Here is an 11,716-nt window from a genome sequence, read left to right on the forward strand (position 1 = left end):
TTACGCCCAGCGTTTAATGATAATCGAGGTGTTGATGCCGCCGAACGCGAAGTTATTACTCTGCAGATATTCGCAATCGATCTGGCGGGCTTCCCCCATAATATAATCTAAAGCACCGCATTGCTCATCCGGGTGCGTTAAATTGAGCGTCGGGGCAAACCAGCCTTCACGCATCATCTGCAAGCTCATCCACGCTTCCAGCGCGCCGCAGGCCCCTAACGTATGGCCAAAATAGCTCTTCAGCGAGGAGACCGGCACGTTGTCACCATAGATAGCGGCAGTGGCCTGACTTTCGGCGATATCACCGCGATCGGTGGCGGTACCGTGCGCGGAGATATACCCCATATCCAGGGCGCTTAATCCCGCTATGGCCAGCGACTGCTCCATGCAAATCTGCATGGTTTCACGCTGAGGCTGGGTGATATGGGCCGCGTCACAGTTAGTGGCAAAGCCCACGATTTCGCCGTAGATCCTGGCTCCACGCGCTTTGGCATGCTCCAGCTCTTCGAGTATCAGGGTACCTGCGCCTTCCCCTATCACCAGACCATCGCGTTGCGTATCGAACGGTGAAGGGGTGGTTTTGGGTTCGTCGTTACGCTGGCTGGTGGCAAACAGCGTGTCAAACACCGCCGCTTCAGACGGGCACAGCTCCTCAGCGCCCCCCGCAACCATAACGGTCTGGTAGCCGTGGCGAATCGCCTCCCAGGCGTAGCCAATCGCCTGGCTGCCGGACGTACAGGCGCTCGACGTCGGGATGACGCGGCCGCGTAACCCAAAGAACAGGCCGGTATTCACCGCGGTCGTGTGCGGCATCATCTGCACATAGGTTGTCCCGGTGATGTTATTGGTGTGCTTTTCGGTGAGCATGGTCGCGAATTCGCTGACCGGTCCGGTACTGCCTGTAGATGAACCGTAGGCGATACCGGTTTGCCCGTTGGTGAGTACCGCTTCGCCAATCAATCCCGCCTGCTCCAGCGCCAGCTCGGTGGCGCGGGTCGACATCAACGACACCCGGCCCATGGCGCGAATACGCTTGCGGGTATAGTGTTCCGGCAGCGTGAAATCATCGATCGGCGCGCCCAGCAGGGTGTGCAGGCCATCATACACCTGCCATTCCGGCATTTTACGCACCGCGTTTTCATACGCCAGCAGTCTGCTGGACACGGATTGCCAGTTTTCGCCAAAGGCGGTCACGCCGCCCATGCCCGTAATCACCACGCGACGCGTCATAGCATTCCTCCGTTAATGGAAATGACCTGGCGGGTGACGTAGCCCGCAATATCTGACATCAGATAGCTTGCCAGCCCGGCGACCTCCTCAGCCTGGCCCATGCGTTTCATTGGAATGATGGACATCGCTTCTTTCAGCGCGGCCTCTTCCATCTCAATCATGCCGGTATCAATCAGCCCCGGGGCAATGCAGTTCACGGTGATTTTGCGTTTTGCCAGCTCAATCGCCAGCGCTTTGGTGGCACCGATAATGCCCGCTTTTGCCGCGCTGTAGTTCACCTGTCCGCGGTTGCCCATCACGCCGGATACGGACGATAAGGTGATAATACGTCCCCCTTTACGGGTGCTAATCATCGGCATAATGCAGGGGTGAATGACGTTATAAAAACTGTCGAGATTGGTGTGGATCACGCTGTCCCAGTCGTCTTCACTCAATGCCGGAAAGGCGCCATCGCGGGTGATACCGGCGTTGCTGACCACGCCATACCATGCGCCATGGGCTTCAATGTCCTGCTCCAGCACCTCGCGGCACTGTTCGCGGTTGCCCACATCAAAGGCGAGTAAACGACCGTTGCCACCCGCCTGCGTGATGGCGTCCAGCGTCTCCTGCGCGCCTGCGGCATCACGATGGTAATGCACGCCTACGGTAAACCCGTCGGCGGCGAGCTGGCGGGCGATGGCGCGCCCTATGCCTTTGCTGGCCCCTGTGACCAGTACGGAACGACTCATGCGTTAGATCCCTGATTAAAAAGCGAGGTTAATTCTTCTGCGCTCGGCTGAAAGGTGTTGACCCGGCCCGTGGCCAGCGTCTCTTCATCAGCGGAAATCGCGCATTCAAAACTGCCGAAGCGTTCGTCCTGCATCAGCAGTTTTACGGTGATTTCCAGCGTCAGACCTTGCGTAAAACGCCCGCTGGCGCAGACCAGCTCGCGCGCGCCGAGCACCATGCCCAGCGCAATATGATCCTGTCCCTGCTGCTGGCGATGCCAGCCTGACCAGACGCCGACGGTCTGCGCCATCAGCTCGAGCGCGTACCAGCCCGGCAGATCGCCATCGGCATTCAGAAACGGCCCCAGTACGCTTTGCCTGTCGACCACAACGCGGCATACCGCCGTGTCATCCGTAACGCACTCAACGGACTCGAGCAGCATCATTGGCGCATCGTGCGGCAAATAGTCGACGGGTGATAAGTAGCTCATGACGCTCTCCCCAGCAGAATGCTGGCGTTATTGCCGCCAAACGCGAACGAATTAGACAAAATGACCGGTTTTTTCAGAGCGGCACTCTGGTGCAGCAGGCCGCACGGCGCCAGCGTGTCGTCCGGTGCGTAGCGGGCGAAGTCCTGCGGCGGCAAGGGCAGATCGCGCGTCAGAATCAGCCAGCTCAGGGCCGCTTCGGTAATGCCGGCAGCGCCCAGCGTATGGCCGGTAAGATGTTTGGTTGAGCTGCACGGCACGCTTTCCCCGAAGAGATCGTGAACGACCTGCGATTCAATCTGATCGTTGAGCGGCGTGGCCGTGCCGTGCAGGTTGATGTAGCCGATATCATCCGGCTGCATACCCGCTTCGTTAAGCGCCTGCGTGATGGCTCTGATCGCTCCTTCGCCCTGCGGATGAGGAGCGGAAATATGGTAAGCATCACTGGATTCGCCCGTCCCGAGCAGCGCCACATCGGCGGGCTCACGGCTCAGCACCATCAGCGCGGCGGCTTCACCGATGGTGATCCCCCGACGATCGCGACCGAACGGCTCGCAGAGCGTAGGGGAGAAGGATTCAAGGCTGTTAAAACCGTTGACGGGCATTCGGCTCAGGGTATCGGCCCCGCCGACAATGGCGATATCCACCAGTCCGGCGTCGATCAGGCGTTTGCCGCCGATCATCGCCCGCGCGCTGGAAGAGCAGGCCGTCGAGATCGTATAGGCCGGGCCCTCGAGCTGAAGCCAGTTGGCAAGGAAGCGGGACGGATCGCCAAGCTCCTGCTGCGGATACTGCCAGCGCGTGCTGGTCTCGCCGTCGGTCATGCGGCGCACATGCTCATCGCCTTCATCCAGCCCGGAGGTACTGGTTCCCAGCACTACGGCCACACGGTCGCGACCGACGCGGGCGATGGCCTCGTCGACGGTCGACTGAATCTGCGCCAGCGCGGCCAGCAGCAGCTGGTTGTTGCGGGTGCGGTGTGCGGACAAGGTATCCGGGATGGTCGGCAGCTCGCCTTCCACGCCACCCAGTACGGCTTCGGGTGAGTCCTGCAGCCAGCCGGTCCGGGCATGCATCCCCGGCGCCACGCCTGCCGTCAGGTTCGCGGCAATCTCATCAGGCGAGTTGCCCAGCGCGTTGACCATGCCAACAGCGGAAATATAAATCATCTCAGTCACCCAGATATTGAATGGTGATGTGGTATTTGAATACGTGTTGCTCGATGCTGATCGGCTCGCGCTTGCCTTTGCGCTGCAGATAGACAATCTCCGTCACCAGCTTGCCGCTGGCGTTGCGCAGCTCGCGTCGATCGCCATTGTCCGTTAACGTCCAGCCCTTCGGCAACTGTGGCTGCCAGGCGCTAATTGGCCAGTGGCTGAGCATCACGTCGGCCAGCACCTGGCTGGCGGGCGGCAGCTGCGGCACGACGATCGACTGCTCGGTATGAATACCGGTCTCATCGTACGTCGCGAGGAACAGACGAATGCCCACGGAAGAGAGTCCGGCCAGCGTCACTTTATGCGCATCCGCGTTGAGCATCACCAGCAGAGACTGCGATTGTCCGTTAAAGCTGCCGGTCAGCAACTGTTGGGAGCTTACTGTCGGGCTAATGCCGGGTGGCGGGAGCGTAACTTTAGTTCCCGGCTGGAGCCAGGCCTGGGGACGCGTCTCTTTGGTATCGGTCGAATGGCTGCAGCCTGCCAGCAGCAGCGCGGCGGCCAGCGCGGCGGCGCGGTAAAAAGCGTTCATTTACGTTTTCTCTCTTTCTTATCCGGCATCGCCAGCGGCGCCAGCAGGAAGGCAGTAAAAATACCGCTCACCAGCACGATACCAAAGCTGCTGATGGCCTGGGTGGCGCTGAAGACGAGCATGCCCAGCGTCAGCAGCGTGGTCATCATCGCCAGCGTAATCGCCAGCATTGAGGTCAGCGGCGTACCGCGCGGGTTGCTGAAAAACAGCGTGTAGTTAATGCCAATGCCGAGCACCAGTACCAGCGCCAGCAGTGAAAACAGATTCACCGGATGGCCCGTTGCGGCCAGGACCGCCAGCCCGCAGCTCAGCGACAGCACGGAAGGCACCAGGCTTATCAGCCCTTTACGCCAGCCGAGGCGCAGCATTGCCCCACAGGCAATCACTGCCAGCGCCGCAAACAGTAGCCCCGTCAGCAGCGTGCGATAGAGGGCAAACAGGCTGTCAAAGCTGGCTTTGCGATCGACCCAGACGACGCCATCATGGCGCGCGGCCAGTGCACTGAGGTGCGCGCTGTTTTTCGCGCCGTCCACCGGCACCAGCACGCCGCTTTCTCCATCAGGCAGGGTCAGCCAGAGCAGACGCCAGCCTTCGCTGGCCGGGCTTTTAAGCCACGCGTCCACGCTGACCGGCATGGCGTCGAGATTCGGGGAGACGGCGTTGAGCCCGGCGCTTTGCAGCACGTTCGTTACCGCAGGGGCAGCGTCGCGCAGCAGCGTAAGATCGCTTTTCTGGCGGGCCAGCGAGTTCAGCGGCAGGGTACGCCAGCGGGCGATCTCTCCGGCTTTTTGCGCCTCGGCCAGCGCCGGGGCAAAGGCTTCCAGCCGCTCCAACGTTTGCTGAGGCGAGGCGCCATGGACCACAAACCATTTCTGATCGACGCTCTGTCCGGTCAGGGCGGTAATGGCCTTCTCCTGCGCCAGAATATCTTTTGGCAGGGCCTGCAGTTGGGCGATGTCGTCGTCCACCCTCAGGGTGCTCATCCCCACGGCGGAGAGCAGCGCCAGCGCGACGGGTAAACCAACGGACAATTTTTTATTGCGTCGCCAGGCGGCCAGCCAGCGCATCATCGGGACCATCAGCGGAACCGGGCGCACCGGTAAACCCCGGCACAGCCACGGATGCCAGAAAATCACCGTCAGGCAGGAGGCGCTCAATCCCACGGCGGCGAACACCGCCATCTGGCGGATCCCGGGGAAGGGGGCCAGCATCATTATCAGGTAGGCGGCGACGGTCGTCAGCAGCGCCAGCAGCAGCGCATTGCGCACTTTCCCCAGGCTTTGCCAGGGGGAATGCTCCGCGCCGTGCACCATCCGTTCGGTCAGGTAGTAGAGCGTGTAGTCGGCTGAAATACCGATGATGCTCATGCTCATCACCAGCGTCATCAGGTGCAGCTCGCCAAAGAGCAGCAGCGTTACCACCGTGCCCGCCAGCGCGCCGATGGCAATCGAGAGCACGCTCAGCAGCAGCGGACGCAGAGAGCGGAACACCGCCACGATGAGCAGGAACACGCCAAGCAGGGTGGCGATGCCCAGCGTTGAGACGTCGCGTTTGGCCTGCTGGCTGGCGTAATCGCTGTAAAACACGGTTCCGCGGGAAAGCAGCTGTGCCTGCGGGTAACGGGCTTTGAGCGTCTCCTGCAGCGCGTTAAGCGTCGTCACGAGCCGGTGGGTCTGCTGCATATCAAATGACGAGCCCGCCAGTTCACCGTGAAGCAGATACCAGTAGTTTCCCGCCTCATCTTTTGTGACCAGCCAGCCGTCCATCAGCCGCAGCTTCTGGCCGTTTTGCGCCAGAGCGAGCTGCGAGCCGCGCATCAGCATCAGGGGATCGTTTTGCAGCTCTTTGCCGCTGACGCCGGAAAAGGCTGAATAGAGCTGAGATAAAATCCACTGCGCCTGCGCGTTTCCGCCGTTTTGCAGGCGGGCGCGGGTGGCGGGATCGATAAGGCCGTTGCGGTGCTGCCAGAAGAACTCTCCCCAGGCTTTTTGCCCGGCGGCGTCCATCGGGCCTTTGACCTCGCTGAGCGCGTCACTGCTTTGCAGCATCGCCAGCCACTGCTGCGCCACGCGCGAATCCGGCTCTTTGCCGGGGCTAACCAGCCAGACCAGCTGGCGGTCGAGACGCTGCATAAACCCGTCGTTAAGCGCCGGCGGGATCGCCCCCAGCGTCTGTTTCGGCAGCATGGCCAGCACGCTGCTGTTAAGCCGCGCGACGGGCAGCCGCGACAGCAGCACGCCCAGCAGGATCAGGCATAGCGTGGCCCACAGCAGCGCCGGGCGCAGGGATTTACGGTGCGGCAAAGCGTTGGCGTTCGTCATCGGTCAGGCTGGCGGGCGTCAGTTGGTGGCGTGAAAGGGCGATATCGGTACGGTCACCCTGTTTGTCGTTGAGGCGAATCGTCTCCAGATAGGTCGCGCCGCCCAGATCGAGGGTGGCGAAAATCTTGTCCAGCGGCGTCGTTTTTGGCGTGAGCACCAGCGACCAGCGGCCTGCTCCCTGGTCTTTAAAATCGATGCGGAAGTTCTCTTCAAGCACCTTGCGGTCGGCCTGGAACAGGGCCCGCAGAAGGTGGTTGAACTGGAACATCTGCGGATTATTGTCGGCAGTGATGGTCTGCGGCGGCTGGCCGTTGATCGCCTGAACCATCCGCTTGTCGTCCAGCAGGAGCGTCATCGGAAACGGCGCTTTTTGATCCCACAGCAGGCCACTGTCGCGGGCGATCAGCATCTCGCCCTGCGAGCGCAGCGGCTGCGGCATATCTTTTATCGTGCGAACCTGTTCGAAGTGCGCGCGCACGACAGGCTGCTCGGTGAAGCGCTGCTGCAGTTCATCCAGCGTCACGGCGCTGACCAGCGGGCTGACGATCAGCGCCAGCAAAGGCAACCATTTCATGGCGTCACTCCCATTCGTTCAAACAGTATTGCCGGGCTCACAAAGCACATTTCGCGGTTGGCTTCTTCTACTGCCACCTGGATGGTGTAACCGGTGGTGGTGCGTTTGCCGGTCTGCGCATCGAAAATTTGATAGGCAATGCGCAGGCGGTTTTCATACTCTTCAATGTGCGCGCGGACGCGAATTCGCTGCTCAAAGGTCAGCGCATCGCGGTATTTCACCCGGGTATCGACGACGGGCCAGACGTAGCCGGAGGCCTTCATCTGGCGATAGCCATAGTTAAACTGATTGAGCAGCGCCTCGCGGGCAATCTCAAAGTAGCGGAAATAGTTACCGTGCCAGACCACGCCCATCATATCGACGTCGTGGAACGGAACGGTGATCTCGACTTCAGTCGTAAAGCGGGGATCGGTCAGCACCCTTTACTCCTTCTCTCTGGACTCTGGCAGATGCCAGAAATCGAAAAAATTAAACCAGTCGAGCGGCGACATGAGGGCGTAATGCTCCAGCCGCTGCGCGTAGCGATCGACGATATCCTGCAGCGCCTGCTGGCGTTCACCGCGCGGCAGGTGCAGCGGGTCGGCAAACGGTTCGCAGTGCAGGGTGAGCTTCCCCTGCTGGCGCAGGGCAAAAATCAGCACCACCGGGCAGCGCAGGATGGAGGCCAGGATAAACGGCCCCTGTGGGAACGGCGCAGGCTGGCCCATGAACGGACTCCAGATCACGCGCCAGTCGCCGCCACGCTGCGGATTCACCGCGATGCGATCGCCCACAATCGCGACCCACTCTCCGCGCTCAAGCTTCTCTTTGATGGCAATCGCGGTGTCCGGGCCGATGTCGGTAACCGACATCAAATTTACGCTGGCCTGGGGCGCCATTTCGCTCATGATTTGCTTAAAGCGCTGGGCGTTCTCGCTGAAAACCAGGGCGTTGATGATTTTGCTCTCTTCCAGCTGAGCCAGCGCCCGGCAGGCTTCTACGTCGCCAAGGTGCGAGGCGAGCAGGAGCTTGCCCTGCGGTGCCGCGATATCTAGCGCTTCGCTCGCGCCGGGGGCAAAGACCACGTCGCGCTCAAACTTCAGCTCACCGCGCCAGCTGGCGACTTTATCCAGCATCGCGTTGCCGAAGCGCATAAAATGGAAAAAGCTGTTGAGCCGTGAGGGAACAGGCATGCTCCGCCGACGCAGCTCGTGCTTCACTCTCGCAATCCACTGCCGCGAGGCCTGCCGCGCCGGACGCGCGATAAGCCAGTACACGCCGATCACCGGCCACAGCAGCACGGCAAAGGCCCGCCGCCCCAGCAGTTGCCAGACGCGCAGCATCAGGCGCATCCCCCGCAGACCTTTGACTTCGTCCTGCTGCGCCCAGTGCTGGCGGCGTCGACGGAAAAGCAGGCCGGGCATGCGGGGCAGCATGCCGAAGAAGAGTCGGGTATGCATCAGGGAGATCCGCACGTTATCTTTTAACGCATCGAAGTGGGACAACCCGTCCTTCGGATAGGTGACGCGGGTGGGTAGAAAGACGCTGGTGTTGCCCTGCCAGTAGAGACGGACCATCACTTCGGTGTCAAAGTCCATCCGTTTACCGAGCGGCTCACGCGCTGCCAGCCGCAGCGTGGGCGAGACCGGGTAGACCCGAAAGCCGCACATGCTATCTTTAAGCTGCAGGGATAAGGTCTCAATCCACACCCAGACGTGGGTTACCCAGCGACCGTAGAGTCGCGAGCGTGGAATGGAATCATCGTAAATGGGCTGGCCGGAAATCAGCGCGTCCGGGTGGCGCTCTGCCAGCGCCAGCAGTTTGGGGATATCTTCGATGGCGTGCTGGCCGTCCGCGTCCACCTGCACGGCGTGGGTATAGCCCGCGCGCGCGCACTCCTCCAGCCCCCTGATGACCGCGGCACCTTTCCCGGCGTTTTGCGCCAGACGGACCAGCGTCATCTGTGGCTCCGCCGCCGCCAGGCGTTCGAGCTCCTGACGGGTGACAGCTTCGCTGCCGTCATCCACCACCAGGCACGGCAGGCCGAACGGTGCGAGACGCGACAGCACGCTGGCGATCATGGCGCCGTGGTTGTAGCACGGGATCAGCACGCAGGGGCGAAAGATTACTGACATAGACGAATCTTTCCGCTGCTGGCGGTATGGCGCTCATCCCCGGCGTGACGCTGGTAGCTGAAGGTCAGCATCTGACGTTCGGCATGCCACTCAAGCACCAGCGTGACCGTGGTTTCCGGCAGCAGAGGCGCCTGGAACTTCACGTTTTGAATGCTGTGAAAGCGGTAGCCCGGTGCCAGTAATGTCGTGGCGTAGTGCATCACCCAGTCAAGCTGTGCAACGCCGGGCAGTAGCGGTTGTACGGCAAAATGGCCCTGAAACCAGAACAGCGCCGCGTCGAGATGCAAAGTGATTTCCAGCTTCTCCGGCTGTGTCTGGTGGCGCTCAATTTCATGAATTTTCATGAAACAACTCCTCTAACTGCGCATAGACACGCTTGTTCATACTGTTTACCGGCATTTCATCGACAATGCGCCAGTAGCGTGGAACGGCGACCGGCTCAAGCCAGGGCAGCAGGGCGCGACGCCAGGCGAACTCCTGCGCTTTTTTATCCTGCATATACCCGCGCTGACGAACCGCTTCGTCCAGGACCAGCAGTGCACCAATCCCCTGACGGCCTCCGCGCGTGACCGGCAGTACAGCCGCTTCGCAAATGCCGTCGAGCTCCAGCAGGCGACGTTCGATCTCGTTAAGCGAGATGCGCTTTTCTTCAATTTTGACCACCCGCCCGCGACGACCGGCGATGCTGAACAGCCCCTCGCTGTCGAAGTGGAGGATATCGTCCAGCTGGAGTCCTTCAGCCTCATGGATCAGTGGCGACGTGACGCGACAGGCTTCATCTTCCTGATGGAAGATCACGCCGGGGAACGCCAGCCACGGGACGTTATCCTGCTGGCGATGGCGCCAGGCAAGGATCCCGGTTTCGGTACTGCCATAAATTTCATCCGGGCAGATGTTAAGCCAGCCAGCGGTGGTGGCGACGTCACACCAGGGCAGCATTCCGCCTGCGGAAATCAGCATCCTGACGGGCGGCGCGGCCAGCTCGGTATCCAGGCGCTTCAGGAACGCCGGGCTGCTGATGAACAGGTAAAGTCTGTCATGAGGAAGGGCGGCCAGCTGTTCTGCGTAATAGAGCATCGCGGCATGCAGCGGCAGACCCAGCGCCATCGGCAATACGATGCGGAATGTCAGGCCATACAGGTGTTGCGGTACGACCGAGGCGACAACGCTGCATCCGGCCAGACGCTCGCCGAAGCGGTCAGCCAGCAGACGGGCCTCGCGATCCAGACTGACGATGTGCTTAATCACCCGGCGCGGGGTACCCGTGGAGCCGGAGGTGAACAGCTCTACGAAGCGGCTTTCGTCAATCTCCGGCAGGGGCGCCCAGTGGTTAACTGTCTGATGGTGGGAGGCCACCACAATCAGCTTCCCATGGAAAGCGAGAGTCCGATCGCTCAGAACGCCGCTAAACAACGCCTGCTGTTCTTCAAGCTGTGAGACGCGGCTATGGCCGGGAATGACCGGTGTTTTACCGGCATGCAGCGAGGCCAGCAGCGCAACAATAAACAGGTAGCTATTTTCAAAGCACAGCGCCCAGCGCTCGCCTTCCTGCTGACGCAGGGTGTCGACCAGTAAGGTCACGTCGTGGCGCAGCTGGCCCAGCGTCCAGGTACGATCGTCAAGCCAGGCAACGGGCGTATCGTCAGGGCGCGGCGCGTTTAACCACTGGCCCAGTGGAAGGGGGTTAGTCATTGTGCATCTCTTTTTTTATCACCCGCTGGCGCACCAGCCACTCTGTCGCCATCAGCGTCCCCATCAGGATGTAAGCCACCATACCGTTCCACAGCGTCCACAGATGCATGTCGCCGTGGAGGACGGTGAACAGCGCCATCGCGCCGTTACCGATGAAAAAGCCGCACCAGACGAGAGTCACCCTGCGGGTATAGCGCACGCCCTCCGGGGGCAAATCTGGCTCGCGCAAGCGCGCCAGTCGCTCGACAAGTGGCATCGCGGTCCACAGCGAACCCCCGAACACGGCCAGCATCACCAGGTTGACGACCACCGGGTAGAGCAGCAGCCACTGATGGGTTTTCAGCAGATAGCTGGCCGCGCAGAGCACGATGCCCGCCAGCGCAACACACTGCACCACGTACCGCATCGGGCCGGTGTTTCGCTGCGCCTGACGCAGCCGCAGCAGCAATACCAGTGCCATCACCGGTAACAGCCATTGCAGGCTGTTGTGCGTCAGCCCAAATCCAATGAGGAAGGGCCACGCCAGCAGCATCAGCCCCGTCAGCAGTGGGATGACCGGGAACGTCCGTCCACCACGCACAATGTCTTACTCTTCGCGCAGAAGCTGTTCGACGGCGTCTACCACATCCTGAACGGTACGAACCGATTTGAAGGTTTCCGGCTTGATTTTCTTGCCCGTTTTTTTCTGCAGATGAACAATCATGTCCACCGCATCAATGCTGTCCAGCTCCAGGTCTTCGTAAAGACGGGCTTCGGGCGTAATATCCTGCGGGTCGATTTCAAAGAGCTTGGTCAAAAGGCCACAGACTTCCTGATAAATGGTTTCTTGTTCGGTCATCGT

Annotated in this window: 13 protein-coding genes; all 13 read right to left on the minus strand. The window is 61.0% G+C overall.

The genetic code is table 11. The annotated features are described in order from the left end of the window. Genes BM007_RS19795 through BM007_RS19855 form a run of 13 tightly spaced genes read right to left on the minus strand, consistent with a single transcriptional unit; the run spans position 1 to position 11,713 of the window. Positions 1-1,230 carry a beta-ketoacyl-ACP synthase gene (locus BM007_RS19795; RefSeq protein ID WP_024908863.1) on the minus strand — a complete coding sequence of 410 codons (1,230 nt, stop codon included), beginning with the start codon at positions 1,228-1,230 and terminating at the stop codon, positions 1-3. Next, positions 1,227-1,958, minus strand: a complete 732-nt coding sequence (locus BM007_RS19800; protein ID WP_090420556.1) for a 3-ketoacyl-ACP reductase FabG2 — start codon at positions 1,956-1,958, stop codon at positions 1,227-1,229. The genes BM007_RS19795 and BM007_RS19800 overlap by 4 nt, the downstream gene beginning before the upstream one ends. Beyond that, a complete protein-coding gene (locus BM007_RS19805; RefSeq protein ID WP_024908865.1) occupies positions 1,955-2,428 on the minus strand; it encodes a hotdog family protein in 474 nt (157 codons plus the stop codon). Before BM007_RS19805 ends, BM007_RS19800 begins: the two co-directional genes overlap by 4 nt. Further along, positions 2,425-3,594: a beta-ketoacyl-[acyl-carrier-protein] synthase family protein gene (locus BM007_RS19810; protein ID WP_024908866.1), complete on the minus strand. Its 1,170-nt coding sequence runs from the start codon at positions 3,592-3,594 to the stop codon at positions 2,425-2,427. Before BM007_RS19810 ends, BM007_RS19805 begins: the two co-directional genes overlap by 4 nt. Position 3,595: 1 nt before the next feature. Then, entirely contained in the window at positions 3,596-4,174 is a 579-nt protein-coding gene (locus tag BM007_RS19815; protein WP_090420561.1) for a DUF3261 domain-containing protein, read from the minus strand. Beyond that, positions 4,171-6,495, minus strand: coding sequence for an MMPL family transporter (locus BM007_RS19820; protein WP_090420564.1), 2,325 nt, complete (start codon positions 6,493-6,495; stop codon positions 4,171-4,173). The genes BM007_RS19815 and BM007_RS19820 overlap by 4 nt, the downstream gene beginning before the upstream one ends. After that, complete coding sequence (locus BM007_RS19825) at positions 6,464-7,069, minus strand: outer membrane lipoprotein carrier protein LolA (RefSeq protein WP_024908869.1); 606 nt, start codon at positions 7,067-7,069, stop codon at positions 6,464-6,466. The genes BM007_RS19820 and BM007_RS19825 overlap by 32 nt, the downstream gene beginning before the upstream one ends. Then, positions 7,066-7,488 carry an acyl-CoA thioesterase gene (locus tag BM007_RS19830; protein WP_090420567.1) on the minus strand — a complete coding sequence of 141 codons (423 nt, stop codon included), beginning with the start codon at positions 7,486-7,488 and terminating at the stop codon, positions 7,066-7,068. Before BM007_RS19830 ends, BM007_RS19825 begins: the two co-directional genes overlap by 4 nt. Positions 7,489-7,491: 3 nt before the next feature. Beyond that, positions 7,492-9,183: a glycosyltransferase family 2 protein gene (locus BM007_RS19835; RefSeq protein WP_090420570.1), complete on the minus strand. Its 1,692-nt coding sequence runs from the start codon at positions 9,181-9,183 to the stop codon at positions 7,492-7,494. Further along, the gene (locus BM007_RS19840; protein WP_024908872.1) at positions 9,174-9,527 is read right to left on the minus strand and encodes an ApeI family dehydratase; all 354 of its coding nucleotides are present in this window, start codon (positions 9,525-9,527) and stop codon (positions 9,174-9,176) included. The genes BM007_RS19835 and BM007_RS19840 overlap by 10 nt, the downstream gene beginning before the upstream one ends. Further along, the gene (locus BM007_RS19845) at positions 9,514-10,875 is read right to left on the minus strand and encodes a class I adenylate-forming enzyme family protein (protein ID WP_090420573.1); all 1,362 of its coding nucleotides are present in this window, start codon (positions 10,873-10,875) and stop codon (positions 9,514-9,516) included. The genes BM007_RS19840 and BM007_RS19845 overlap by 14 nt, the downstream gene beginning before the upstream one ends. Beyond that, positions 10,868-11,455, minus strand: coding sequence for a COG4648 family protein (locus tag BM007_RS19850; protein ID WP_032648291.1), 588 nt, complete (start codon positions 11,453-11,455; stop codon positions 10,868-10,870). The genes BM007_RS19845 and BM007_RS19850 overlap by 8 nt, the downstream gene beginning before the upstream one ends. 6 nt (positions 11,456-11,461) lie before the next feature. Next, a complete protein-coding gene (locus BM007_RS19855) occupies positions 11,462-11,713 on the minus strand; it encodes an acyl carrier protein (RefSeq protein ID WP_024908875.1) in 252 nt (83 codons plus the stop codon). Between the last annotated feature and the right edge of the window lie 3 nt (positions 11,714-11,716).

Origin of the sequence: Enterobacter sp. NFIX59, from assembly GCF_900113755.1 — a bacterium.
Taxonomy (GTDB): Bacteria; Pseudomonadota; Gammaproteobacteria; order Enterobacterales; family Enterobacteriaceae; genus Enterobacter; species Enterobacter pseudoroggenkampii.